This is a genomic window from uncultured Corynebacterium sp. (assembly GCF_945649885.1).
GTDB lineage: Bacteria > Actinomycetota > Actinomycetes > Mycobacteriales > Mycobacteriaceae > Corynebacterium.
This window is the reverse complement of the sequence record NZ_CALZFS010000033.1, coordinates 1-24,596: the sequence shown is the minus strand read 5'-3', so window position 1 is coordinate 24,596 and position 24,596 is coordinate 1. Positions and strand designations below refer to the sequence as shown.

23 protein-coding genes are annotated in these 24,596 nt (G+C 59.3%); 16 read left to right on the top strand and 7 right to left on the bottom strand.

Annotated features, from left to right (window positions below; all coding sequences use genetic code 11):
• Positions 1-70: 70 nt before the first annotated feature.
• Positions 71-1,480, bottom strand: a complete 1,410-nt coding sequence (locus Q0M74_RS05425) for a DHA2 family efflux MFS transporter permease subunit (protein ID WP_293952217.1) — start codon at positions 1,478-1,480, stop codon at positions 71-73.
• Between the two features lie 146 nt (positions 1,481-1,626).
• Positions 1,627-2,322 carry a 3'-5' exonuclease gene (locus Q0M74_RS05420; protein WP_293952213.1) on the bottom strand — a complete coding sequence of 232 codons (696 nt, stop codon included), beginning with the start codon at positions 2,320-2,322 and terminating at the stop codon, positions 1,627-1,629.
• A gap of 78 nt (positions 2,323-2,400) precedes the next feature.
• On the opposite strand from Q0M74_RS05420, the gene ligA reads away from it, so the two are divergent.
• Positions 2,401-4,437: an NAD-dependent DNA ligase LigA gene (ligA, locus tag Q0M74_RS05415; RefSeq protein WP_293952211.1), complete on the top strand. Its 2,037-nt coding sequence runs from the start codon at positions 2,401-2,403 to the stop codon at positions 4,435-4,437.
• A gap of 79 nt (positions 4,438-4,516) precedes the next feature.
• Here the strand turns inward: ligA and Q0M74_RS05410 are convergent, their stop codons facing one another.
• Positions 4,517-5,179 carry an amino acid-binding ACT domain protein gene (locus Q0M74_RS05410; protein ID WP_293952209.1) on the bottom strand — a complete coding sequence of 221 codons (663 nt, stop codon included), beginning with the start codon at positions 5,177-5,179 and terminating at the stop codon, positions 4,517-4,519.
• Positions 5,180-5,470: 291 nt separating this feature from the next.
• Between Q0M74_RS05410 and gatC the strand changes: the two genes are divergently transcribed.
• From gatC to Q0M74_RS05395, 3 genes are all read left to right on the top strand, one after another.
• Positions 5,471-5,770, top strand: coding sequence for an Asp-tRNA(Asn)/Glu-tRNA(Gln) amidotransferase subunit GatC (gatC, locus tag Q0M74_RS05405; RefSeq protein ID WP_293952207.1), 300 nt, complete (start codon positions 5,471-5,473; stop codon positions 5,768-5,770).
• A gap of 5 nt (positions 5,771-5,775) precedes the next feature.
• Complete coding sequence (gatA, locus tag Q0M74_RS05400) at positions 5,776-7,269, top strand: Asp-tRNA(Asn)/Glu-tRNA(Gln) amidotransferase subunit GatA (RefSeq protein ID WP_293952205.1); 1,494 nt, start codon at positions 5,776-5,778, stop codon at positions 7,267-7,269.
• A gap of 121 nt (positions 7,270-7,390) precedes the next feature.
• Positions 7,391-8,239 carry a siderophore-interacting protein gene (locus Q0M74_RS05395; protein WP_293952203.1) on the top strand — a complete coding sequence of 283 codons (849 nt, stop codon included), beginning with the start codon at positions 7,391-7,393 and terminating at the stop codon, positions 8,237-8,239.
• Here Q0M74_RS05395 and Q0M74_RS05390 read toward each other — a convergent pair whose 3' ends face one another.
• Positions 8,240-8,560: a hypothetical protein gene (locus tag Q0M74_RS05390; RefSeq protein WP_293952201.1), complete on the bottom strand. Its 321-nt coding sequence runs from the start codon at positions 8,558-8,560 to the stop codon at positions 8,240-8,242.
• A 180-nt stretch (positions 8,561-8,740) separates the two neighbouring features.
• Between Q0M74_RS05390 and Q0M74_RS05385 the strand changes: the two genes are divergently transcribed.
• From Q0M74_RS05385 to mgrA, 9 genes are all read left to right on the top strand, one after another.
• A complete protein-coding gene (locus Q0M74_RS05385) occupies positions 8,741-9,772 on the top strand; it encodes a 6-phosphofructokinase (RefSeq protein WP_293952199.1) in 1,032 nt (343 codons plus the stop codon).
• 212 nt (positions 9,773-9,984) lie between these two features.
• Positions 9,985-11,058: a LacI family DNA-binding transcriptional regulator gene (locus Q0M74_RS05380; protein WP_293952197.1), complete on the top strand. Its 1,074-nt coding sequence runs from the start codon at positions 9,985-9,987 to the stop codon at positions 11,056-11,058.
• A 3-nt stretch (positions 11,059-11,061) separates the two neighbouring features.
• Positions 11,062-12,627, top strand: coding sequence for a sugar ABC transporter ATP-binding protein (locus Q0M74_RS05375; RefSeq protein WP_293952195.1), 1,566 nt, complete (start codon positions 11,062-11,064; stop codon positions 12,625-12,627).
• Between the two features lie 98 nt (positions 12,628-12,725).
• Positions 12,726-13,640: an ABC transporter permease gene (locus Q0M74_RS05370; protein WP_293952215.1), complete on the top strand. Its 915-nt coding sequence runs from the start codon at positions 12,726-12,728 to the stop codon at positions 13,638-13,640.
• Between the two features lie 36 nt (positions 13,641-13,676).
• Entirely contained in the window at positions 13,677-14,630 is a 954-nt protein-coding gene (locus Q0M74_RS05365) for a D-ribose ABC transporter substrate-binding protein (RefSeq protein ID WP_293952193.1), read from the top strand.
• Between the two features lie 82 nt (positions 14,631-14,712).
• Complete coding sequence (gene rbsD, locus Q0M74_RS05360) at positions 14,713-15,084, top strand: D-ribose pyranase (RefSeq protein ID WP_293952191.1); 372 nt, start codon at positions 14,713-14,715, stop codon at positions 15,082-15,084.
• 77 nt (positions 15,085-15,161) lie between these two features.
• A complete protein-coding gene (locus Q0M74_RS05355; RefSeq protein WP_293952189.1) occupies positions 15,162-15,800 on the top strand; it encodes a GNAT family N-acetyltransferase in 639 nt (212 codons plus the stop codon).
• 114 nt (positions 15,801-15,914) lie between these two features.
• The gene (gatB, locus tag Q0M74_RS05350) at positions 15,915-17,420 is read left to right on the top strand and encodes an Asp-tRNA(Asn)/Glu-tRNA(Gln) amidotransferase subunit GatB (protein ID WP_293952187.1); all 1,506 of its coding nucleotides are present in this window, start codon (positions 15,915-15,917) and stop codon (positions 17,418-17,420) included.
• Between the two features lie 85 nt (positions 17,421-17,505).
• The gene (mgrA, locus tag Q0M74_RS05345) at positions 17,506-18,582 is read left to right on the top strand and encodes an L-glyceraldehyde 3-phosphate reductase (protein WP_293952184.1); all 1,077 of its coding nucleotides are present in this window, start codon (positions 17,506-17,508) and stop codon (positions 18,580-18,582) included.
• Here the strand turns inward: mgrA and lysE are convergent.
• Positions 18,579-19,271 (bottom strand): L-lysine exporter, encoded by a 693-nt coding sequence (gene lysE / locus Q0M74_RS05340; protein ID WP_293952182.1) that lies wholly within the window; start codon positions 19,269-19,271, stop codon positions 18,579-18,581. The genes mgrA and lysE overlap by 4 nt on opposite strands.
• 61 nt (positions 19,272-19,332) lie before the next feature.
• Between lysE and Q0M74_RS05335 the strand changes: the two genes are divergently transcribed.
• Complete coding sequence (locus tag Q0M74_RS05335) at positions 19,333-20,205, top strand: LysR family transcriptional regulator ArgP (protein ID WP_293952181.1); 873 nt, start codon at positions 19,333-19,335, stop codon at positions 20,203-20,205.
• Here Q0M74_RS05335 and Q0M74_RS05330 read toward each other — a convergent pair.
• Positions 20,202-21,290, bottom strand: coding sequence for a glutathione S-transferase family protein (locus Q0M74_RS05330; RefSeq protein ID WP_293952180.1), 1,089 nt, complete (start codon positions 21,288-21,290; stop codon positions 20,202-20,204). The genes Q0M74_RS05335 and Q0M74_RS05330 overlap by 4 nt on opposite strands.
• Positions 21,291-21,424: 134 nt before the next feature.
• Between Q0M74_RS05330 and Q0M74_RS05325 the strand changes: the two genes are divergently transcribed.
• Complete coding sequence (locus Q0M74_RS05325; protein ID WP_293952179.1) at positions 21,425-22,186, top strand: HNH endonuclease family protein; 762 nt, start codon at positions 21,425-21,427, stop codon at positions 22,184-22,186.
• A gap of 73 nt (positions 22,187-22,259) precedes the next feature.
• On the top strand, positions 22,260-23,255 hold the full coding sequence (locus tag Q0M74_RS05320; RefSeq protein ID WP_293952178.1) for a DoxX family protein: 996 nt from the start codon (positions 22,260-22,262) through the stop codon (positions 23,253-23,255).
• 73 nt (positions 23,256-23,328) lie between these two features.
• On the opposite strand, the gene ilvD is transcribed toward Q0M74_RS05320, so the two are convergent.
• The coding region (gene ilvD / locus Q0M74_RS05315; RefSeq protein ID WP_293952177.1) for a dihydroxy-acid dehydratase at positions 23,329-24,596 on the bottom strand (1,268 nt) is incomplete at its 5' end.

Here is a 24,596-nt window from a genome sequence, read left to right as displayed (position 1 = left end):
ATGAACCACCCTTCTAGTGTGATGCGTCAGCCGGTACCACCGGCGGGGGAACCCTCCCCACAAGGGTCGGTCAGTGCTGCCCGCGATCTGCGATGCGCTGCTTCGTGGCCTCAGGGGAGGCATTGTCTGCCAATAGTGATGCGACCACACCGATGATGAGAATGCCGGTAGCCAATAACAGTGACTGGCCGAAGGCTGCGCCCTCATCGCCTGCAGCCAGTCGTATCTGCAGCACAGCACCGATGGCGGCAGCTCCCATCACAGACCCCAGCTGTCGGGTGGTGTTGTACACACCAGATCCGGCTCCCATGAACCGCATTGGCAGGTCACGCATGGTGGAGGTGGAGTTCGGGGCCCAGATCAGACTGTTACCCACACCCAGGAAAAACATGGCCACCAGGGCAGACCAGATCGGAGCGGTGAAGATCATCATCAGTGACAGGCCCAGGATGGAGAGGGAAGTGATGGCAAAGCCCAGTGCCGCCATGGAGTTCGGGTTGCGCTTATCCACCAGCTTGCCGATGGATGGTGAGAGCAGCGCTGCCACCAGTGCCTGCGGGATCATCATGAAACCCGCCTGCATGGGCCCCATGCCGTGTACCTGCTGGAAGTACAGCATGATCGGCAGGGGAGTACCGGCCACGGTGAAACCCATCGCCACGATGCTGATATTACCCAGGGAGAAGTTCTTGATCCGGAAGATATCCAAGGGGATCAGGGGATCAGACCCAGCTGCGGACAGTCGCGCCTGCTGGCGGATGAACCAGAAAGCCATGGTGAAGGCCGCCACGATCATGACCCAGATCCAGATGGCCCACCCCATGACCTCACCCTGCTGGAGGCCAAAGACCAGGAGGAACACGGCACCTGCGGACAACACCATGGACAAAGGGTCCAGGGGACGGGTGTGTGGTGGGAAGGTGGGAACATATTTCAACACGGCCAGAACGGAGATGACACCGATGGGCAGGTTGATGTAGAACACCCATTGCCAACCCCAGGTTTCAGTGATCACACCACCCAGGATCGGACCGGTCAGTGCAGCCAGACCAGCCGTGGTGCCCCAGACGCCGAGTGCGGCACCTCGGCGTTCGATGGGGAAGATACGGTTGACAGTGGACATCGTCTGAGGGGTCAGCAGGGCTGCGCCAAAGCCCTGCACACCACGGGCGATGATCAGGGTCATCATGTCAGGGGCCAGGCCACAGGCCAAGGAGCTGAGCGTGAAGATGATCATACCCACCGCATAGACGTTCTTCGGCCCGAATTTATCCCCCAGGCGTCCAGAGATCAGTAGCGGAACAGCAAAGGTCAGCAGGTAGATGGAGGTCACCCAGATGACTTCGTTGTAGCTGGCCCCCATGTCCTCCTGGAGAGCAGGTGTGGAAACAGCAACGATGGTCTGATCCAGCAGGATCATGAAGAACCCAACGCACAGGGCGATCAGCGCCGGCCAGGCTTCCTTCTCAGGAAGAGGCATGGTGGGATACTCCCGGCTTGTTCTTGACCGCTGCTTGTTCTCGAGTTCTCTTTCCTTGGACACGATCAGCCATTCTTCCACTTAGATGCTAAAAAGTCGCGCACCTCAGATTTCTTGGATTCTGACGGTGCGCGACTATGTAAAACCTAGTGGGACTGCACCGGCCAGGAGGTGTTGACGGTGGATCCGTCCTTGCCCTGGCCCTGGAGGTAATTGCGGAAACTGATCTGCTTTTCGTAGTAGCCCACAGCCTGCATCTCCATGAGTTCCTCACCGCTCATCTGTGCCAACTCGGGCCAGACACGGACCTGCTTCCAGGCGATGCGGGCGGCAGCCAGTGCATCGGAGGTGGCTTCGTGGGCATTGCCCAGCTGGACTTCATAATGTGCGCACACATCGGTGAGGGTGCGCTTGCCCTTGCGGTAGGGATCCTTGATCTTGTCAATGGCGAAGGGATCATAAACCAGGCCGTCAACGGTGAAATCACTGAAGAGATTCCGCAGGACAGTCAGGTCATAGGGTGCGTTATAAACGATGAGAGCTTGACCCTTGCTCCAGCCCTCACGGATGCGCTTGATGGTTTCTGCCAACACCTCCTCATGGGGCTGGCCGTGCTCGCGGGCATGTTCGGTGGTGATGCCATGCACTGCGGTGGCACCTTCTGGGATTTCCACGCCGGGATCGGCAAGCAGCTCCAGAGGATCAGCACCTGACTTGGTGATGGTGACCATCGCGGAGGTGACGATGCGGGCTTCAAAGGGGTTGGCGGTGGTGGTCTCCAGGTCGAAGGAGAGCATGTTGGTGGGGTCGAAATTAGTGGGGAGGTTCACGATGGCGTTCATGGCACCAACACTAACCAACGCACCGGACACCGGGTGCCCCCACCCGGTCAAAACTCCAACCATCTAGAATCGGGATGCGTGACTGACGATAATGCCCAACTGCGCAGGACCTGGAACGAACTGGCGGAGAAGGTCCGGTACCACCGTGACCTCTACTACAACCAGCAGCCTGAAATTCCCGATGCTGACTTTGATGCCCTCTTCAGAGAACTCCAGGACATGGAGGAGAAGTATCCGGAGCTTGCTGTACCGGACAGTCCCACCAAGGAGGTGGGAGCACCCATTGCAGAGCAGTCCAGCTTTGACAATGTTGAACACCTGGAACGCATGCTCAGCCTGGACAATGTCTTTGATGAGGCGGAGCTGCGGGACTGGTTGGAACGCACCCCGGCTAAGCGCTATCTCACCGAACTTAAAATTGATGGTCTGTCCATTGACCTGGTTTACCGCGATGGAAAGCTTGATCGTGCAGCCACCCGTGGTGATGGTCGCATTGGTGAGGACATCACCGCCAATGCGCGCGTAGTGGAAGACATTCCCCATGAATTGACCGCCACTGAGGAGTACCCATTGCCTGCGGTCCTGGAGATCCGTGGTGAGGTGTTCATCGCCATTGAAGATTTCAGTGAGGTCAATGCCCAGCGCATCGAGGATGGTGGCAAGCCTTTTGCCAATCCCCGTAATGCCGCAGCTGGTTCCCTACGCCAGAAGAACACTGAAGCTGTGAAGAAGCGTCGTCTGCGGATGATCAGCCACGGCATCGGCTACAGCGAGGGCTTTGCGCCTACTTCCCAGCATGATGCCTACCTGGCCCTAGCCGCCTGGGGTCTGCCGACCTCGCAGTACACGGAGGCAGTGGACACCGCTGACGGCGTCGTCGAGAAGGTCCTCTACTGGGCTGACCACCGCCATGCCGCCACCCATGAGATGGACGGTCTGGTGATCAAGGTTGACGATATGGCCTCGCAGCGTGCACTGGGCTCCACCAGCCGCGCACCACGTTGGGCGATCGCCTACAAGTACCCGCCGGAGGAGGTCACCACCAAGCTGCTGGACATTCAGGTCGGCGTGGGACGTACCGGACGCGTGACCCCGTACGCAGTCATGGAACCGGTATTCGTGGCGGGATCCACCGTCGCTATGGCCACCCTGCACAATCAGAGTGAGGTCAAGCGCAAGGGCGTGCTCATCGGTGACACCGTGGTCATCCGCAAGGCCGGCGAGGTGATCCCGGAGGTGCTCGGACCGGTCGTCGAAATGCGTGATGGCACGGAGACCGAATTCGTCTTCCCTGAGCACTGCCCGGAATGTGGCACCACGTTGGCACCGGCGAAGGCTGATGACATTGACTGGCGTTGTCCGAATGCGCGCACCTGCCCCGGCCAGCTGTCCACCCGCCTGACCTACCTGGCAGGCCGTGGCGGCTTTGATATTGAGGCGCTGGGGGAGAAGGGTGCGCAGGATCTGATCCGCAATGAGATCCTCATCGATGAAGCAGGTCTTTTCGATCTCACTGAAGATGACCTGCTCAAGTCCGATGTTTACACCACCAAGGCCGGCAAGGTGAATGCCTCAGGCAAGAAGCTGCTGGCCAACCTCGAGCAGCGCAAAAACACCGACCTGTGGCGTGTGATCGTCGGCTTGTCCATCCGCCACGTCGGCCCCACCGCAGCCCGCGCGCTGGCCGGCCGCTACGGCTCCATGCAGAAGCTCATCGACGCCCCCGTGGAAGAACTTGCGGAAACCGACGGTGTGGGCATGATCATCGCCCAATCCTTTAAGGACTGGTTCGAGGAGGAATGGCACACCAACATCGTGAACGCCTGGGCTGCTGCCGGGGTGGCCATGGAAGATGAGGAAACCGAACAGCTGGAGCAGACTCTGGAGGGCCTGACCATCGTGGTCACCGGCGGTTTGGAAGGCTTCACCCGTGATTCAGTGAAGGAAGCCATCATCTCCCGCGGCGGCAAGGCATCCGGATCGGTATCCAAGAAGACCGACTACGTGGTGGTGGGTGAAAATGCAGGTTCCAAGGCCACCAAGGCTGAGGAACTGGGACTGACGATTCTGGATGAGGAGGGCTTTGTCCAGCTGCTTGCCGGGGAACTGCAATAACGGCCGGCTTTGTGGTTCATGGAAAATGACCTGTGGGAGAAACTTCCTCTCACAGGTCATTTTCTTTAGTTAAAGCTGGTTAAGAGATGATCGCCCCGACGATGGAGCCGAGATCGCCTAGGTGCTGAACCTCACTGGCCAGGAAGTCCGGACCACCCGGGCGTCCGATGATCAACGCCAGGCCGGTCTTGCCCAGTGGTGCAATGGCTAGGGATGAATCCAACAGGGCCCAGCTCTCCGGAATCCAGTCTTCGCGCTCCGGGAGGAGCATGCGGGCTGTCTCCAGGGCAATATTCTGAGGAACGGTGCCATCATCTTCCGGTGCGGCCTGGGAGGCTGCCACCCGACGGACCGGGTCTGAGGTGTCAATGACCATGGCCCAGCCGGAGGTCATGGTGCGGGGGATGACGTTGACCATGGCCTCCATGGCCTTGTCCACGTTCCGCTTGCTGCCGGCAACCGCTGCGAGCATCTCGATCTGACCGCGACGGTCAACTGTTCCGGAGAAGGGGCGGATGGAATCAACCTGAACGCCCTCGACCTCCTCAGCGGCGGTGATGAGGGTGTCTGCCATGACATGCTTGGGGATGGAGACCACGAAGTCATCCATCACGGTCCCGTTGGGGAAGCGCTCCACCACGTCCACGGATTGAATGTTGGCCTCCACCAGTCCCAGAGCTTCAGCAAGAAGCGCCAGGCTGCCTGGGGTGTCGGACAACAGGACGCGGATCAGGAAAGACATCAGGGGATCGCTTCCTTTACTTTCAAATAGGTTTCAGTCTGGACAGAGAAAAATAAGTGAAGATGCATGCGGAGATGTTAGTCACCCCACATTCTTCCATTTGACAGTACCACCGTACTTGCAGCTTCAGGCTCAAATCCCCGGCACACTCCAACCCTCGCAGTTCCAAGTCCGCTCTGTGCAGTAAGATGAACCAACAGTTGCGCCTGCTGTGTCAGTACCTCGTCATCAGCGGGCGTATGTAACTTTTATCAACCCCCATTGTGACTAGCGAAGAGGATCAGAAACCAAGTGCCTGAGATTTCGCGCGACCAGGTCGCTCACCTTGCCAAACTGGCCCGACTGGCGCTCAGCGAAGAGGAGCTGAAGCAGTTCGCCGGACAGATCGATGACATCGTCGGATACGTTTCCGCCGTGCAGAATGTTGATGTTGAAGGGGTCGAGCCGATGAGCCACCCGCACAGCATCACGACCACCATGCGTGAGGATGTTGTCAAGAAGACCCTGAACCCCGAACAGGCTCTCGACCAGGCTCCGGCCGTCGAGGATGGGCGTTTCATGGTTCCGCAGATTCTGGGTGAGGGCGACTAATTATTATGAGCAACAAGTACCTGGTTGAAAGCTCTGACATTGAGCTGACCAAGAAGACCGCAGCTGAACTCGCTGGTCTGATCCACTCCCGTGAGGTCACTTCCCGTGAGGTCACGCAGGCCCACCTCGACCGCATCGCTGCCGTCGACGGTGACATCAACGCCTTCCTACACGTCGGTGAAGAAGCAGCCCTGGCTGCCGCCGATGCTGTTGATGAGAAGCTGGCCGCCGGCGAAGCACCGGCATCAGCACTGGCTGGTGTCCCACTGGCGCTGAAGGATGCACTGGTCACCACCGATGCACCGACCACCGCCGCATCCAAGATCCTCGAGGGCTACATGAGCCCTTATGACGCCACCGTCACCCGCAAGCTGCGTGAGGCTGGCATCCCGATCCTGGGCAAGACCAACATGGATGAGTTCGCCATGGGTTCCTCCACGGAGAACTCCGCTTATGGTGCTACCCACAACCCATGGGACCTGGAGCGCACCGCAGGTGGATCCGGCGGCGGTTCCTCTGCAGCACTTGCCTCCGGTGAGGCACCCCTGGCCATCGGTACTGACACCGGTGGTTCCATCCGCCAGCCGGCAGCACTGACCAACACCGTGGGCGTCAAGCCGACCTACGGCACCGTCTCCCGCTATGGCCTGATCGCCTGCGCCTCCTCCCTGGACCAGGTGGGCCCGACAGCACGCACCGTGCTGGATGCGGCGCTCTTGCACGAGGTCATCGCTGGACACGACACCTTTGACGCCACCAGCGTGAACAAGCCTGTTGCTCCCGTTGTGGCAGCAGCACGCGAAGGTGCCAACGGCGACCTCAAGGGTGTTCGCGTCGGTGTGGTCAAGCAGTTCGACCGCGAGGGCTACCAGCCTGGCGTGCTCGAGGCCTTCCATGCTTCTGTTGAGCAGATGCGTTCACAGGGTGCAGAGATCGTTGAGGTTGACTGCCCGCACTTCGATGACGCACTCGGTGCTTACTACCTGATCATGCCGTGTGAGGTTTCCTCCAACCTCGCACGTTTTGATGGCATGCGTTATGGCCTGCGCTCCGGCGATGACGGCACTCGTTCCGCCGATGAGGTTATGGCACTGACCCGTGCAGAGGGCTTCGGTCCTGAGGTCAAACGTCGTATCATCCTGGGCACCTACGCACTGTCCGTCGGCTACTACGATGCTTACTACCTGCAGGCACAGCGTGTCCGTACTCTCATCGCGCAGGACTTCGCCCGCGCCTACGAGAAGGTCGATGTGCTGGTTTCCCCAACCACCCCGTCCACCGCGTTCAAGCTCGGTGACAAGATCACCGATCCGCTGGAGATGTACAACTTCGACCTGTGCACCCTGCCACTGAACCTGGCTGGCCTGGCCGGAATGTCCCTGCCTGCAGGTCTTGCATCTGACACCGGACTGCCTACCGGACTCCAGATCATGGCTCCTGCATTCCAGGACGACCGTCTCTACCGTGTCGGCGCTGCTTTCGAGGCTGGCCGCAAGTAGTTTTTACTGAATTGATGCCCGGGATGCTTAAGCATCCCGGGCATTGTTTCATTTCCTGGACAGGGGAGTAGTGTAGGCTAGCCTATCGAGTAACGATATATCGGAATCAAGGAGGCTGTTTATGACAGAGCCAGTACGCAAGCGCAGGGTGATGAAAGCCAAGGGGGCAACGGTCACCGCCACCAGGCGACTCTCCCCGGATCTGATCCGCATTAGCTTTGACTGCCCGGACATCATCGGCGCTGAGCTGCCCTTCACCGACCACTACGTCAAACTTCTCTTCGCCCCGGAGAACGCCGACTACTCCTGGCCCTTCGATCTTGCGGAGATCCGCGAAACCAAGCCACGCGAGATGCTCCCGGTCACCCGCACCTACACAATTTGCAACGTCGACACGGTAGCTGGCACCTTTGACATCGATTTTGTCGCCCATGGTGCGGAGGGGTTGGCCGGCCCCTGGGCGCAGCAGGCGGCTATCGGTGATGCCATCGGATTCTCAGGCCCGGGTGGTGCCTGGAAGCCGGAGGGCGATTATGGGCACTTTGTCCTCGCCGGCGATGAGGCCGCGGCCCCCGCCATCGTGGAGGCGCTCAAGCGCCTGCCAGAGGGCACCACAGCCACGGCTTATATTGAAATTTCCTCCCAGGAAGCGCTTTTCGACGTCCCGAGCACTCCTTCGATCGAGGTGGTGTGGGTGCCACGCGATGGTGCCGTGCACGGCGCCCAGCTCATCGAGGCTGTACGTGCAGGTGGTTACCCGGAGAAGAAGACCTCCTGGTTCATCCACGGGGTGGCAGAAATGGTCAAGGAAACCCGACGCTTCCTCTTCGTTGACGGTGACATTGATAAAAAAGATGCCTCCATCTCCGGATACTGGCGACTGGGTCTGACTGAAGATCAGTGGCAGGGGTCCAAGCGCGAGTTCTCCGAAGCGATGGAGGCGGAAGAGGCGGCAGCTGGAAAAGCCTAGCTACTGGGAATCAGACACCACGTAGGCAGCTGCTGCGGCAACACCGGTGACAGTGAGTACCGCAGGCCAGGCGCCGATCTTCTTGGCCAGGGGGTGGGAGAGTCCGAAAGCTCCCACATAAGTTGCCAGCAGTGCGGTGGCCACAGCCGGGCCCTTCTTCTCATTCCAGCTGCGTGCCGCCAGTGCACCGGAAGCGACCAGTGGGATGGTGCCCAAGGGGCGGATGCCGGATTCGCGGGCGGTCAGCCAGCCTCCGAGGAGACCTGCAGCGATAACGGTGGCGGTACTGACTTTGTCAGCACTTTTAAGTTTCATTTCCATAACGACCAGTGTAGTGAAAGCACCCAAGGTGCACTACAACTCCGCATGCCCGTTCGGGCTTTTTATCCGTGGGTAACTGCAGATGATCACGCCTTGTTCAGGTTTCCGCAGGTGTGAGGAGGTGTGGATGTGTACCCCATGATCGGGCACTAACTCTGTGATGGGTTTAATATGGGGAATATGCGAATTGCCACTCTCACGTCAGGCGGCGACTGCCCCGGACTCAATGCCGTCATCAGGGGAATCGTCCGAACCGCCACCAATGAATTCGGTTCCACAGTTGTTGGCTATCAGGACGGTTGGGAGGGCCTGCTGGCTGACCGACGCGTCCAGCTCTATGACGACGAGGATATTGACCGTATCCTGCTGCGCGGCGGAACGATCCTGGGTACCGGTCGACTGCACCCGGATAAGTTCAAGGCGGGCATTGACCAGGTCAAGGCAAATCTCAAGGACGCGGGCATTGACGCGCTCATCCCGATCGGCGGCGAGGGCACCCTCAAGGGTGCGAAGTGGCTGGCAGACAACGGTATTCCCGTTGTCGGTGTGCCCAAGACCATTGACAATGATGTCAACGGCACTGACTTCACCTTCGGTTTCGATACGGCCGTCTCTGTTGCCACCGATGCCATCGACCGACTCCACACCACCGCTGAGTCCCACAACCGTGTCATGATCGTGGAGGTCATGGGCCGCCATGTGGGCTGGATTGCGCTGCATGCCGGCATGGCCGGTGGTGCCCACTACACGGTGATCCCGGAGGTGCCCTTCGACATCTCTGACATCTGCAAGCGCATGGAACGTCGCTTCCAGATGGGGGAGAAATACGGCATTATCGTCGTTGCTGAAGGCGCTCTTCCCGCTGAGGGCACCATGGAATTGCGTGAAGGTGAGGTGGACCAGTTCGGCCACAAGACCTTCACCGGCATCGGCCAGCAGATCTCTGATGAGATCCACAGGCGTTTAGGCCATGACGTCCGTACCACGGTGTTGGGGCACATCCAGCGTGGTGGAACGCCAACAGCCTTCGACCGCGTGCTCGCCACCCGCTATGGCGTGCGTGCGGCACGTGCCTGCCATGAGGGACAGTTCAACAAAGTCGTGGCACTCAAGGGGGAGAGGATCAAGATGATCAGCTTCGAGGAGGCCGTGGGCACCCTCAAGGAGGTACCCAAGGAGCGTTGGGTGACCGCACAGGCCATGTTCGGCTAAAAATACGCAAAACACCAGCTCAGTAACCCGGATCCACATCATGGAGCCGGGTTCTTCTATGTCCTGGTAGGGAATAGGAAAATAATGTGACCTGAACTACTTGACGGCGGGTTGGGTGATCATCTAGTTTCAAGCTATACCCAAACGCAAACGATTGCATTTGGTGTGATTTACCAATTTGTCGGTAAATTTCCAGAAAGGTGGTCAGTCCAGTGTCCTCAGAACAGCCCGCTATTGCGGGAAAGAAGCGCGCCACCACGCTGAAAGACATCGCTGAGGTTACGCAGCTGTCCGTCAGTACGATCTCACGGGCGCTATCCAACAATGCGAGCATTCCAGAATCCACCCGCCAGCGGGTCATCGATGCTGCTGAACGTTTGAACTACCGGCCCAATGCACAGGCCAGGGCGCTGCGTAAATCACAGACCGACACCATCGGACTCATCGTCCCTAACATTGAGAACCCCTATTTCGCCTCACTTGCAGCAGCTGTGCAGAAACAGGCCCGCAGCGCAGGAGTCTCCACCATCCTCACCAACAGTGAGGAGAATCCGGAACTGCTGAACCAGACACTCGATGTCATGGATGATCAACGGCTCGATGGCATCATCGTGGTCCCACACTTCCAGACCGAACAGAAGGCGAAGGAACTGGCAGGCAGGGGAGTACCCATCGTGCTCGCTGACCGAACCTTCAACCACACGAATCTGCCATCGGTGACCTCTGATCCGATTCCAGGTATGACCGCAGCGGTCGACCTGCTCACCGCGGCGGATGTCAGCCTGGGATATCTCTCCGGACCGCAGGACACCTCCACCGGCAGACAACGACTGGGGGCCTTCGAGGATCTCTGCATCAACCGGGGTATCACCGGGGTGTCTGTCTACTACGGTGGCTACCGGCAGGAATCCGGTTATGAGGGTGTGAAGGTGCTGCTGGAACAGGGTGCCAACGCCATCATCGCAGGTGACTCCATGATGACCATCGGTGCACTGATGGCCATTCATGAAATGGACCTGAAAATTGGTGAGGACCTGCAGTTGATCGGGTTTGATGACAATCCGATCTTCCGTCTCCAGAACCCGCCACTGACCATCATTGACCAGCATGTAGCTGATATGGGCAGGACCGCCTTTGATCTGCTCCAGCGCATCATCGCGGGGGACAAGGAACGCAAGTCTGTCCGCATTCCCACCACATTGCACATCCACGGCTCTACGGCACGGTCTGTCGCAGCCAGAGAAAAGGCAAAAGCAGCGGGAAAGAACACACGAGGGGTGAAATAAAAGATGGTGAGTGAACACGCAGACAAGCTTCCGGCCCCCATCCTGCAACTGGACGGGGTCTCCAAGTCTTTCGGGCCCGTCAATGTAATTGACCGCGTCAGCATTGATGTGCGTCCCGGTCGGATCCTGGCACTGCTGGGGGAAAACGGTGCTGGTAAGTCCACACTGATCAAGATGATGTCCGGTGTCTACCAGCCTGATGGGGGACAGATCCTCATCGACGGTAAACCTACCCCGTTGCCAGATACCCGTACCGCAGAATCCCACGGTATCGCTACCATCCACCAGGAACTCAACCTGGTCCCCACCATGACGGTGGCGGAAAATGTCATGCTCGGCCGCACCCCGAGGAAATTCGGCTTGGTGAATTTCCGTCATCTGCGCAGGCAGGCACAGGCCGCCCTCGATCTGATCGGTGTGGATGTGGATCTTGATGCCCAGGTGGGAACCCTGGGCATTGCGCGACAGCAGATGGTGGAGATCGCCAAGGCGTTATCCATGAATGCCCGCATGCTCATCTTGGATGAGCCCACCGCCGCGCTGACCGGTCGTGAGATCGACCAGCTGTTCAAGGTGGTTGACCAACTCAAGGCCAAGGGTGTGGGCATGGTCTTCATCTCCCACCACCTGGATGAGATCGCCCGCATTGCCGACAGCGTCTCCGTGTTGCGTGATGGTCAGTTCATCGCGGAGGTTCCAGCCACCACCCCTGAAGATGAACTGGTCCGCCTGATGGTGGGGCGCAGCATTGAAAACCAGTATCCCCGTCAGATCCCGGAACTGGGTGAACCGTTGCTGGAGGTGAAGAACCTCTCCGCATCGGGTCGTTTCACGGATATCTCCCTGACGGTCCGTGCCGGCGAGGTTGTCGGCATAGCAGGGCTTGTCGGCGCTGGGCGCACCGAGGTGGTGCGCAGCATCGCCGGTGTTGATCCGGTTGATTCCGGCACCGTGTCGGTGGCCGGGAAGAGCCTGCGTGGCAATGATATCGCCGAGGCCATCCGGGCGGGTATCGGCCATGTACCGGAGGACCGTAAAGCACAAGGGCTTGTCCTGGACTCGTCGATTGCGGAGAACCTCGGCATGGCCACGCTGGCATCCACCGCCCGCTTCGGGCTGGTGGACCGCCGTGGCCAGATGAAACGTGCGGAGGATGTCGCTGAAAAACTCCGCGTGCGCATGGCCGACATCAGGCAACCCATCCGTGATCTCTCCGGTGGCAACCAGCAGAAGGCAGTCTTCGGCCGCTGGGTCCTGGCCGGATCCACCGTGCTGCTTCTCGACGAACCGACCCGCGGCGTCGATGTCGGCGCCAAGGTGGAGATCTACAACATCATCAACGAGATCACCGCCCGGGGTGGCGCCGTCCTCATGGTCTCCTCCGAACTACCCGAGGTGCTTGGCATGGTCGACCGCATCCTGGTGATGTCCGGCGGACGGATCGCCGGGGAACTCCCAGCCAAGGGCACCACCCAGGATGATGTCATGGCGCTGGCGGTGTCGCAGGTGGAGGATTCCCTCACCGAAGAAGCCCTGGAACAGCAAGAAACACTAATGGAGGAACGATGAACACCACGCAGAATGAGATGCAGTCATCTCCTGCACCCTCTGCACCGACCACTGCCACGGCCAGGAAGAACTCAACAGGTCAGAAAATCGGGCAGTGGATGCTCAATAACGGTGCACTCGTTGGACTGATCGCACTGTGTGTCGGCCTGTTCATCGCGACCCCACACTTCTTGACGGTGCCCAACCTGATCAATATCGGTGTCCACTCCGCCACCGTGGCGATCCTCGCCTTTGGCATGACCTTTGTCATCGTCACCGCCGGCATTGACCTCTCGGTGGGTTCGGTTGCGGCACTGGGTGCGATGACCTCTGCCTATTTCTTTGCGGAAGTCGGTTTGCCCGGCTGGACCACACTGATCATCGGCTTGCTCATCGGCCTGTTGGCCGGTGCCATCTCAGGGATCTCCATCGCCTATGGCAAGTTGCCCGCCTTCATCGCCACCCTGGCCATGATGTCGATTGCCCGTGGTATCACCCTGGTGATCTCCCAGGGGTCACCGATCCCGACGGCCCCGGCAGTCAATGCTCTCGGCAAGAACCACTTCGGCATTCCGATGCCGATCCTCATGATGGCACTGGCCGGCATCGTCTGTTGGTTCATTCTCTCCCGTACGGTGCTGGGACGTTCCATGTACGCCATCGGCGGCAACATGGAAGCAGCACGCCTGTCCGGACTTCCGGTCAAACGCATCCTGGTGATGGTTTATGGCCTGGCAGGTGTCTATGCGGCACTCGCCGGTCTGGTGATGGCCGGACGATTGTCATCAGCCCAGCCACAGGCAGGTGTCGGCTATGAACTCGATGCCATCGCCGCAGTGGTCATCGGTGGAGCATCCCTGGCAGGCGGTTCCGGTAAAGCCACGGGAACCCTGATCGGTGCCATCCTGCTCGCAGTGATCAGAAATGGCTTGAACATCCTCCAGGTCTCATCCTTCTGGCAACAGATCATCATTGGCGTGGTCATCGCTGTAGCTGTCGGCTTTGACGTCATCCGTAACAAAACCACCAAATAATCTTCCCCTTCCCTCCTTTGAAAGGACACCTCTGACATGTTCCGTTCCACCACCCGCAAGGCACTTGCGGTCACCACATCCCTCGCACTCGCATTCAGCGTGAGCGCCTGTAACCGTGAGTCCTCTGACACCACGGCAGCCGAGGGTGAAACTTCCGGATCCATCACCCTGGCTCTGTCCACCCAGAGCAACCCCTTCTTTGTGCAGCTGCGCGACGGTGCCCAGGACAAGGCAGATGAACTGGGTGTATCCCTGAATATCCAGGATGCTTCTGATGATGCCGCCACGCAGTCCAACCAGGTCAACAATGCAGCCACCACCGGTGCTGATGTGGTGATCATCAACCCGACCGACTCTGATGCCATCGTCCCGGCAGTTGAGGCACTCAACCAGGCTGACATCCCTGTCGTGGCTGTGGACCGCTCTGCCAACGGTGGCGAAGTTGCCTCCTTTATTGCCTCTGACAACGTTGCCGGCGGTGCGCAGGCAGCTGACGCGCTGGCCGAGGCCATCGGTGGGGAAGGAGACATCATCATGCTCCAAGGAATCGCAGGTTCCTCTGCCTCCCGTGAACGCGGTGCCGGTTTTGAAGAAGCGATCGCCAAGCATGAGGGTATCAATGTCGTCGCAAAGCAGCCAGCAAACTTTGACCGCACCCAGGGCCTGGATGTGGCCACCAACCTGCTCCAGGCACACCCTGATGTGAAGGCAATCTTCGCTGAGAACGATGAGATGGCACTCGGTGCACTCGAAGCTCTCGGAGACCGTGCCGGCACTGAGGTCATCGTGGTCGGCTTCGACGGCACCACTGAAGGACTTTCCGCTGTGGAAGACGGCCGCATGCTGGCCACCATCGCTCAGCAGCCAGAAGAGCTGGGTGCCCGCGCAGTAGAGGAAGCCGCAAAGCTGCTCCGCGGTGAGGACGCTGAAGCTGAGGTTCCAGTCGAGGTTGTCACCGTTAGCAGTGACAATGTCGCCGATTACCAGTAGCTAAACGCCCCTTAGCCAACCCCTGTGTCTCTCAGCAGCGCAGGGGTTCTGCTTTCCATGAACCCGTGAAAGAAACAAGGACATGAAAAAGACCGGACTGCTCAACCCCGACCTCAATTACGCCATTGCGCGACTGGGCCACACTGACACCTGGGCGGTTGCAGACTGTGGACTGCCCATCCCAGAACATGTGGATGTCATCGATCTCTCACTGGTGTTCGGAGTACCGAGCTTTTCGCAAACACTCTCGGCAGTGCTGGATGAGGTGGTGGTGGAAGGTGCCGTGATAGCCCTGGAGACACCAGAGGTGGTCAGGGAGATGATCCCGGGGCCTCAGGAAGCGGTCATGCATGAGGAATTAAAGCGCATGATCGCTGACTGTGCCTTCGTGATCAGAACAGGGGAAACAACCCCCTTCGCCAACGTCATCTTCCGCGCGGGAGTCGCATTTTAAGCACTGAATTTAACGGTCCCAGGCTGGTGGAATGTCAAGAATAGGACAATTGGTCATTCTATGACTATATTCATCTCATGCATTTCGCTGAAAACCCGCGTCTGGCGAACGACGCGGTGATTCTCGAACCACTGGCACATCAGTGGACGGGGGATCTCCAGGAAGCCGTCGCCTCACAAGAATTGTGGCGCCATTGGTTCGTCGCTCTACCCACACCAGAAGGAATGGCGGAGGAAATCGACCGCCGCATCGCCGAACACCGTGACGGATCATGTGCCCCTTGGGTCATCGTCTCCGCCGCGACCGGACGTGCGGTCGGTATGACCTCATTCCACACCTTTGACCAGTCCAATAAACGTCTTGAAATCGGCCGCACATGGATGGCAGCCCACGTTCACGGCACCGGAATCAACGCATCCGTCAAATTCCTCCAACTGCAACGCGCATTTGAGGACCTCGGTGTCAATGCAGTTGAGTTCCGTACCAACTGGCACAATCATCGCTCCCGTACGGCGATTGAACGCCTCGGTGCCAAACAGGACGGTGTGTTGCGCAAACACCGTATCCATCCTGATGGCACCGTCCGTGACACCGTCATCTACTCCATCACCAATGATGAATGGCCAGCTGTGAAGCTGACACTGCTGGAACGCCTGCACCGCCGCCTGCAGGTCCCCACTCTGCCGAGCGAAGTAGCGCTTTTCGACGCCGGCTAAAATCCCCCACAACCACCTTTAGAGCCGGTGCCCCGCAAGGGCACCGGCTCTCGACATCCCAGAGACAACCCCCATGCAGACAACTCAGCGGGGGGACAGCTAGAATAGTCACTCATGACTGCAGCCTTTTATGATCTGATGGACTTTGACGAGGTCCTTGAGAAGTATGACCCCGTAATGGGCCTCGAAGTCCACGTTGAACTGGGCACCGAGACCAAGATGTTCTCCGCATCCTCCGCACACTTCGGTGCAGAACCCAACAGCAATGTTGACCCGGTATCCCTGGGCCTTCCGGGCGCGCTTCCGGTGGTGAACGCCAAGGGCGTTGAGTGGGCAATCAAGATTGGACTGGCGCTCAACTGCAGCATCGCTGAGTCTTCCCGCTTTGCCCGCAAGAACTACTTCTACCCGGACCAGCCGAAGAACTACCAGATCTCCCAGTATGACGAGCCTATCGCCTACGAGGGCTACCTGGACGTCCAGCTTGAGGACGGCACCGAGTGGCGTGTTGAGATCGAGCGCGCACACATGGAGGAAGACACCGGAAAGCTGACCCACCTGGGTGGCACCTCCGGCCGTATCCATGGCGCAACCGCATCCCTGGTGGACTGCAACCGTGCCGGTGTTCCACTGATCGAGGTCGTGACCAAGCCGATCGAGGGGGCAGGTGCACGCGCACCGGAGATCGCCAAGGCTTATGTCTCCGCACTGCGTGATCTGGTCAAGGCACTCGGTGTCTCCGATGGACGCTTGGACCAGGGTTCCATGCGTGTGGATGCCAACCTCTCTCTGCGCCCCATTGGCCAAGAGGAGTTCGGCACCCGTACCGAGACCAAGAATATCAACTCCCTGAAGTCTGTTGAACAGGCCATCACCTTCGAGATGCAGCGCCAGGCTCAGGTTCTGGACAACGGTGGCAGCATCGACCAGGAGACCCGCCACTACCAGGAGACTGACGGTTCGACCTCCAAGGGTCGCCCGAAGGAAAGCGCTGACGACTACCGCTACTTCAACGATCCGGATCTGCCACCGGTTTTCGCCCCGGCAGAATGGGTTGAAGAAATCCGCGCAACCCTGCCTGAGCTTCCATGGATCCGTCGCGCGCGCATTCAGGAAGAGTGGAAGCTCTCCGAGGAGGAGATGCGTGATCTGATCAACGCCAACGCACTTGATCTGATCATCGAGACCGTCGAAGCCGGCACCACCCCGGATGAAGCCCGTGCATGGTGGGTGTCCTACCTGTCACAGAAGGCCAATGAGTCCGGTGTGGAACTGGATGCACTGCCAGTCACCCCGGCCAACGTTGCCCGAGTGGTCGCGCTGATCAGCGAAGGCAAGCTCACCAACAAGCTCGGCCGCCAGGCTGTCGACGGTGTCCTCGCCGGCGAAGGTGACGTTGATGAGGTCATCGCAGCACGTGGACTTGAGGTCGTACGTGATGATGGCGCCATTGAGAAAGCCGTGGATGATGCCCTGGCCGCGAACCCGGACATCGTCGAGAAGTACCGTGCCGGCAACACCAAGGTCACCGGCGCCATCGTCGGTGCCGTGATGAAGGCAACCCGTGGTAAGGCTGACCCAGCCCAGGTGAACAAGCTGATCGCTGAGAAGCTCGCTTAAAAAACGCCTGTGAAAATGCTCCCTGGAATTCCAGGGAGCATTTTTTTATGGCAGGGTGGATGGCTTTTCAGCACAATGGGTGCTTATGACATACCTACCTGCATCAACACGCTATGACGATATGGATTACCGCACCGTTGGTCATTCCGGTCTGAAGCTTCCCGCCATCTCACTCGGGTTGTGGCATAACTTCGGTAATGACAAGCCACTGCAGACCCAGCGAGACATCATCCGCCGGGCTTTTGATCGTGGCGTCACCCACTTTGACCTGGCCAACAATTATGGTCCGCCGGCAGGCTCCGCGGAGGAGAACTTCGGACGGATCCTCAAGGAGGACTTCTCCCGCCACCGCGATGAGATGATCATCTCATCCAAGGCAGGTTGGGACATGTGGGAGGGTCCCTATGGTTTTGGTGGTTCCCGCAAATACCTGATCAGTTCACTCGATCAGTCCCTGAAGCGTCTGGGCGTGGACTATGTGGATATTTTCTATCACCACCGTCCAGATCCGGATACCCCGTTGGATGAGACCCTGTACGCGCTGCGTGACATCGTGGCCTCAGGAAAGGCTCTCTACGTAGGCATTTCCTCCTATGGTGCGGAACTGACCGCGGAGGCGGCAGAATTCATGGCGGAGGAGGGCTGCCCATTACTCATCCACCAGCCGAGCTATTCCCTGGTCAACCGCTGGGTGGAGGAACCTGGCGATGATGGGGAATCATTGCTGGCTTCTGCAGCCAACAATGGTCTCGGTGTGATCGCCTTTTCTCCGCTGGCGCAGGGTCTGCTCACTGACCGTTATCTCGAGGGGATACCGTCAGGATCCCGTGTCACCCAGGGCAAATCCCTGTCAGAGGGCATGTTGTCTGAAGACAATATCGGGATGGTGCGTCGACTCAATGACATCGCCCAGGAACGCGGCCAGTCTCTGGCACAGATGGCATTGGCCTGGGTCCTGCGTGAACAGGGGGAATACGGCGTGGAAACCGTCACCTCCGCACTGATTGGTGCATCTTCAGTGGAACAGTTGGATTCCAACCTGGATGCCCTGGGCAATATCGCCTTCACCACGGCTGAGCTCAATGCCATTGATGAGATCGCACATGATGCCGGGGTGAATATCTGGGCTTCGGCCACCAGCTCCAAAGTCCGGGAGAACTAACCCATCAGGATCAGTTTGATGGCAAGAGCGGTGAGGATGATGGCCACACCCACGTTGATCCACCGCCACACCCGTGGGCTGGACAGCGGGCCGGACAGTGCTGCCGCACCGTAGCCGAGTAGTGGGAACCAGATCAGGCTGGCCCCCAGGGCTCCGGCCACGAAGATCCACCGGCCGGAATCGCCGTACTGGGCACCCACGCCACCGATGAAGACGAAGGCGTCCAGGTAGGCGTTGGGGTTCAGCCAGGTCAACACGATGGCCATGAGCATGGGCTTGACCCATACCTTCTGCGTGACAGCGCTGCGTGTGCGGCGTCGTTGTTTCGTCGTCACGCCGCCTCCGGAAGAGGTGTCCACCGCAATGGGCTCGGATTCCTCGACAAAGGTGACCTCGGCACGGGCGTGGAGCGCGTCCTTGGCCGCCATCACGGCAAACCACAGTAGGTAGGCGATGCCGCACCAGCGCAGAATGTCCAGAATGATGGGTGCGGTGTCAGAAATCAGGCCGACACCCACGGTGCCGAGGGTGAATAACGCGACATCAGAGATCAGACAGATGAGGATGACTGCGGTGATGCCTTCGCGTTTGACGCCCTGTTTGATCACCAGAACATTCTGAGGGCCGATGGCCAGGAGGAGACTGGCCCCCAACATGAGGCCGGTGATGAAGATGTCCATGTCCTGCATGTTCTCCTAAGAAGTGACTTAAGTAAAATGATTGGATCTGAACATGGTTTAGAATTGCTTCATGAACACTGTCCACCTGGAAACATTGCTGGCCATCCTCGATGAAGGGAGCTTCGAGAACGCCTCCCTGGCACTATCCATTTCACCCTCGGCGGTGAGTCAACGCGTCAAGGCGCTGGAGAAGACCGTCGGCAGGGTCCTGGTATCGCGCACCCAGCCCGCCGTGGCCACCGAAGCCGGGGAAGTGCTCGTGCAGGCAGCCCGCAAGATGACGTTGCTGCAGGATGAGACACGCCAGCAGTTGTCGGAACGCCTGGCGGAGATACCCCTGACCATCGCCATCAATGCTGACTCCCTGTCCACCTGGTTCCCACCCGTGTTCGCGAAGGTGGGCACCTGGGGTGGTGCAACACTGAAGTTGCGGATCGAGGATGAGGCACACACCCTGTCCATGCTCAGACGTGGTGATGTCCTGGGAGCCGTCACCCGGGAAGGTGAGCCGGTGGCTGGCTGTGAGGTGGTGGAACTGGGCACCATGCGGCACCTGTCCGTGGCCACCCCGGCACTGCGGGACCGTTATACCTCGGAGGGGGTGGTGGACTGGGAACAGCTGCCGGTGCTGAGATTCGGTCCCAAGGATGTGCTGCAGGACAAGGACCTGGAGGGACGCGTGGAACGTCCACATGGACGCAGACGCATATCCATCGTGCCCTCTGCAGAAGGGTTCGGGGAGGCGATACGCCTGGGCCTGGGGTGGGGGCTGCTGCCCGAAGCGCAGGCTGCTCCGATGCTGGCTGCCGGTGATGTCATCCAGCTGGATGATCAGGTGGTGGACACCCCGCTGTACTGGCAACGATGGCGCCTGGAATCAAGGCTGCTCGCCAGACTCACAGACGCCGTGGTGGATGCGGCCCATTCGGGCCTGCGGAACTAAACCTGGAAAGGCTCCGGGTTCTTGACCTCTTCACCAGCGGGAATCGGCCCTGGCAGGGTGGTGCCGGCCGCAAAGGGGGAACCGCCGAGAGCCTCGCGGCCATGTTTGCTCATGAATCCGGAGAGGTCGGGGCCCACCGGGACGATCTGGGTGGGGTTGATCTCCGCATGGGTGATGAAATAGTGATCCTTGATCTCGGAGAAATCAGTGGTGTCGCCGAAGCCCGGGGTCTGGAATAGATCCCGCAGGTATCCCCACAGGTTCGGCATCTCCGTGATCTTGTTGCGTGAGCACTTGAAGTGGCTGTAGTAGACAGCATCAAAACGTACCAGGGTGGGGAAGAGGCGGATATCAGCCTCGGTGATGTGGTCACCCATGAGGTAACGGCGGATGGAAAGACGCTCCTCAAGCCAGTCAAGTGCCACCCAGAGTCGCTCATAGGCCTCATTGTGGGCTTCCTGGGATCCCGCGAAACCGGTGCGGTAGACGCCATTGTTAACCTCGGTGAAAATACGCTTCATCACGGGTTCCATCTCCTCGCGCAGGTGCTCGGGGTAGAGCTCAGGCGCACCATCACGGTGGAACTGTTTCCACTCCAGGTTGAAGTCAATGGTGATGGATGGATAATCATTGGTGACCACCTTCGCGGAAGCTTCTTCCACGATGGCTGGAACCGTGATACCGCGTGGGTAATCAGGGAAGCGGTTGAAATAGGCATCCTGCAGGCGTGGGATATTCAGGACCGGGTCAACCTCGCCCGGATCCAGGTCAAAGGTCCAGGAGCGGACATCATGGGTGGGGCCGGTGAGTCCTAAGGAGATGACGTCCTCCAGGCCGAGCAGACGGCGGGTGATCACCGTGCGGTGTGCCCAGGGGCAGGCGCGGGCTGCGACCAGGCGGTAACGGCCGGCCTCCACCGGCCAGTGGAAGGTCTGGTCATCCTGCGCTACCGGCACGGAACCGGCGGGGACTGTGGACACAATCCGGTCGGTGATGTAGTTGGTGTCGCGGACAAATTCGCCATCGGAGGAGGCGTTCTGGGGCGCTCCGGCCCAGTCCTTGTTGTCTGAGGTTGAAGAATTCATGGTGGTCTCCCTGCCAATAACTTGTGTTGATGTATCAACAACTTTAGTGCATGTGGGCAGGTTTGGCCAACGGAACATATATTCGAACCCTGATGAATCGGGTGTAAGTGCTGGTTGATAGAGTAAAAATCATCATGGCTACACGAAAATCTATGGCGGGTGACCCGCGTAAACGCCGTCAACGCAAAGGCAAGGCAGCTGCCTCAGGAATGCTCACCACTGTGGTGGCAATCATCGTCGCAGTGGCGTATTTCATCAACGGCGACCTCCCGGGGAACCCCGGTGGTGGATTCACCGGGACCTCCAAGTTATCTGGTACCGCAGAGGAATACCGCGCAACGCTATCTGAACTCGAGGTTCGCGGACGCGCACCCATGACCGGTTATGATCGTGACCACTTCGGTACGGCCTGGACCGATGGTGTCGATGTGCAATTCGGCAACAATGGTTGCGACACCCGCAATGACATCCTCCGACGTGATCTCAGTGCCCTGCAGGTGCGTGAAGGAACCCGCGACTGCCTCATTGAGAAGGGCACCCTGGAAGATCCCTTCTCCGGCGAGAGCATCAAGTTCGTGCGTGGTCAGTCCACCTCAGGGGCAGTCCAGATAGACCACGTGGTCCCGCTTGCCGACGCCTGGCAGAAGGGTGCCCAACAATGGGATGAACAGACCCGCAAGAACTTCGCCAATGATCCAGACAACCTCATTGCGGTCAAGGGAAGCCTCAACAGTCAGAAGGGTGCTGGTGATGCAGCCACCTGGTTGCCCCCGAACAGGGCCTTCCGATGCGACTATGCCAAGACCATCATCACCGTCAAGGATCGCTATGACATATGGGTGACGCAGGCAGAAGTCGATGCACTCTCCGATCAGTTGGACACCTGCCCCGCATAACAGCTCGGTCACCTTATCCGGCACGCCGGTTTGGTTCGCTGCCTCAATGCCCAAGATCGCATATTCTGGCAGCATGACTGACAAATCGCGCAACACCGACCCAAACCGTGACTCGGTTGACAACGCTGCCGAGAACTCCACTTCCCGACCGGGATCCGGGGCCAGTCCGGCCAGCAAAGCCCGGCCGGTGAACTCTGCAGATCTCAGTGATCTTGACGATGACTCGGTTATCCCGACCTACAGGGGGCCAGCAGCCACCGACAATGCAACCACTGCCTTCGAACGCCCCACAGGGACGTCGCCAAGCGGCTCCCTGGCCTCTGACGCACCGACCACAGTGACCCCACGCCCCTTCAGCCAGTCCGCGCCACCGCAGGAGGTGCCACCTCCTCCAGCCCAGCCGACCCGCCAGCTTGACCGGGAACCACAGCAGGTCGATTATGGCGACACCGACTTTGCCGCCACGGCCGTGCCCGCCTCAGCTGTGGCAGAGCAGCCGGTCCTGGCGGAAGAGCAGGTCGACGTCATCGCTGACACGCGCCGTGGCACCCTGGACTTCGGCCTGCTGATCATCCGCGCAACCATTGGTATCTACCTGATCATCCGCGGTGTCTTCACCTTCTTCAACCTCGGTGGCTCCCAGGGCCTGTCCGGCCTGGAATCTGAGTTCTCCGGATACCAGTGGCCAGAAGTACTGGCCATCCTGCTGCCATCCCTGGAACTGGCCGCAGGCGTCTTCCTGCTGCTGGGACTCATGACCCCCGTTGCTGCCGCCGTAGCTACAGTGGCCACCTCCTTCACTGCGCTGCACCAGATCAACGTCCATGAGGGCGGCTGGGGTGAACTCGGCGAGCCGATCATGCTGGCCATCATCCTCACCCTCGTGGTCATCGGACTGCAGTTCACCGGCCCGGGCAGGATCTCCCTGGATGCAGGACGCAGTTGGGCACGACGCCCGCTGGTGTCCTCCTGGATCTTCGTGATCATCGGCATCGCCCTGGCGGTTGTCCTCTGGTGGTTCGGTGCCAGTGTCAACCCCTTCGGATCAGGTTTCCTGGCCCAGCCTTAACAACTTAGAATCAAGCGAAAACTCCCGGCAGCTGTGAAAAGCTGCCGGGAGTTTCTGCTTGTCTCAAAGGGGATTAGTCGACCTGGCGGACTGCGCCCTTATCAGCGGAGGTGGCCATCTTGGCGTAGGCCTGCAGAGCCTTGGACACCACACGCTGGCGGTTCTTCGGCTTCCAAGGCTTTTCAGAAGCCTCTTCAGCAGCGCGACGACGCTCGATCTCCTCAGCTGGAACCTCAAGTTCGAGGACGCGGTTGTGGATGTCGATGGTGATGATGTCGCCGTCCTCCACCAGACCGATCACACCACCGTGTGCAGCCTCCGGGGAGACGTGGCCGATGGACAGTCCGGAGGAACCACCGGAGAAACGACCATCGGTGATCAGGGCACACTTCTTGCCCAGGCCAGAGCCTTTGAGGAAGGCGGTGGGATGCAGCATCTCCTGCATACCCGGACCACCGGAAGGACCCTCGTAGCGCACGACTAGGACATCGCCGGCCTGGATGGTCTTGTTGAGGATGACTGAGACGGCCTCCTCCTGACTTTCGACAACACGTGCCGGGCCGGTGAATTTCCACACGTCCTCATCGATGCCGGCGGACTTGATCACGGCACCATCTGGAGCGATATTGCCGCGCAAGACCACCAGGCCACCATCGACGGTGTGGGCATGCTCAACACTGTGGATGCAGCCGTTTTCAGCATCCGTGTCCAGGGTGTCCCAACGGTTGTTGGTGGAGAATGCCTCAGTGGTGCGGATACCACCGGGTGCAGCATGGAAGAGATCGATGGCCTTCTCAGAAGCCTTGCCGGAGCGGATATCCCACTCATCAAGCCAGGACTGCAGATCATCGGAGAACACGGAGTGGACATCCTTGTTCAGCAGGCCACCACGGTTGAGCTCACCGAGCAGTGCGGGGATGCCACCGGCACGGTGGACATCTTCCATGTGGTAATCGGAGTTCGGGGCCACCTTGGACAGGCAGGGGACACGCTTGGACAGCGCATCAATGTCTGCCAGGTCGAAGTCAACCTCACCTTCCTGAGCAGCAGCCAGGATGTGCAGGATGGTGTTGGTGGAACCACCCATGGCCATATCCAGCGCCATGGCGTTCTCGAAGGCCTTCTTGGAGGCGATGCTGCGAGGAAGAGCGGACTCGTCCTCGTTGCCGTAGTACTGCTCGCAGAGCTTGACGACAGTCTCGCCGGCTTCTTCGAACAGGGCGTGGCGTGCAGCGTGGGTGGCCAGGGTGGAACCATTGCCCGGGAGGGAGAGGCCAAGTGCTTCGGTCAGGCAGTTCATGGAGTTGGCGGTGAACATACCAGAGCAGGAACCACAGGTCG

What these genes read in the sequence shown, in the direction of transcription:
- Q0M74_RS05425 (WP_293952217.1), bottom strand. Translation starts at nt 1,480, where the DNA reads ATGCCTCTTCCTGAGAAGGAAGCCTGGCCGGCGCTGATCGCCCTGTGC.
- Q0M74_RS05420 (WP_293952213.1), bottom strand. Translation starts at nt 2,322, where the DNA reads ATGAACGCCATCGTGAACCTCCCCACTAATTTCGACCCCACCAACATG.
- Q0M74_RS05410 (WP_293952209.1), bottom strand. Translation starts at nt 5,179, where the DNA reads ATGTCTTTCCTGATCCGCGTCCTGTTGTCCGACACCCCAGGCAGCCTG.
- gatA (WP_293952205.1), top strand. Translation starts at nt 5,776, where the DNA reads ATGAGCAACAAGTACCTGGTTGAAAGCTCTGACATTGAGCTGACCAAG.
- Q0M74_RS05395 (WP_293952203.1), top strand. Translation starts at nt 7,391, where the DNA reads ATGACAGAGCCAGTACGCAAGCGCAGGGTGATGAAAGCCAAGGGGGCA.
- Q0M74_RS05390 (WP_293952201.1), bottom strand. Translation starts at nt 8,560, where the DNA reads ATGGAAATGAAACTTAAAAGTGCTGACAAAGTCAGTACCGCCACCGTT.
- Q0M74_RS05385 (WP_293952199.1), top strand. Translation starts at nt 8,741, where the DNA reads ATGCGAATTGCCACTCTCACGTCAGGCGGCGACTGCCCCGGACTCAAT.
- Q0M74_RS05375 (WP_293952195.1), top strand. Translation starts at nt 11,062, where the DNA reads ATGGTGAGTGAACACGCAGACAAGCTTCCGGCCCCCATCCTGCAACTG.
- Q0M74_RS05370 (WP_293952215.1), top strand. Translation starts at nt 12,726, where the DNA reads ATGCTCAATAACGGTGCACTCGTTGGACTGATCGCACTGTGTGTCGGC.
- Q0M74_RS05365 (WP_293952193.1), top strand. Translation starts at nt 13,677, where the DNA reads ATGTTCCGTTCCACCACCCGCAAGGCACTTGCGGTCACCACATCCCTC.
- rbsD (WP_293952191.1), top strand. Translation starts at nt 14,713, where the DNA reads ATGAAAAAGACCGGACTGCTCAACCCCGACCTCAATTACGCCATTGCG.
- Q0M74_RS05355 (WP_293952189.1), top strand. Translation starts at nt 15,162, where the DNA reads ATGCATTTCGCTGAAAACCCGCGTCTGGCGAACGACGCGGTGATTCTC.
- gatB (WP_293952187.1), top strand. Translation starts at nt 15,915, where the DNA reads ATGACTGCAGCCTTTTATGATCTGATGGACTTTGACGAGGTCCTTGAG.
- mgrA (WP_293952184.1), top strand. Translation starts at nt 17,506, where the DNA reads ATGACATACCTACCTGCATCAACACGCTATGACGATATGGATTACCGC.
- lysE (WP_293952182.1), bottom strand. Translation starts at nt 19,271, where the DNA reads ATGCAGGACATGGACATCTTCATCACCGGCCTCATGTTGGGGGCCAGT.
- Q0M74_RS05335 (WP_293952181.1), top strand. Translation starts at nt 19,333, where the DNA reads ATGAACACTGTCCACCTGGAAACATTGCTGGCCATCCTCGATGAAGGG.
- Q0M74_RS05330 (WP_293952180.1), bottom strand. Translation starts at nt 21,290, where the DNA reads ATGAATTCTTCAACCTCAGACAACAAGGACTGGGCCGGAGCGCCCCAG.
- Q0M74_RS05325 (WP_293952179.1), top strand. Translation starts at nt 21,425, where the DNA reads ATGGCTACACGAAAATCTATGGCGGGTGACCCGCGTAAACGCCGTCAA.
- Q0M74_RS05320 (WP_293952178.1), top strand. Translation starts at nt 22,260, where the DNA reads ATGACTGACAAATCGCGCAACACCGACCCAAACCGTGACTCGGTTGAC.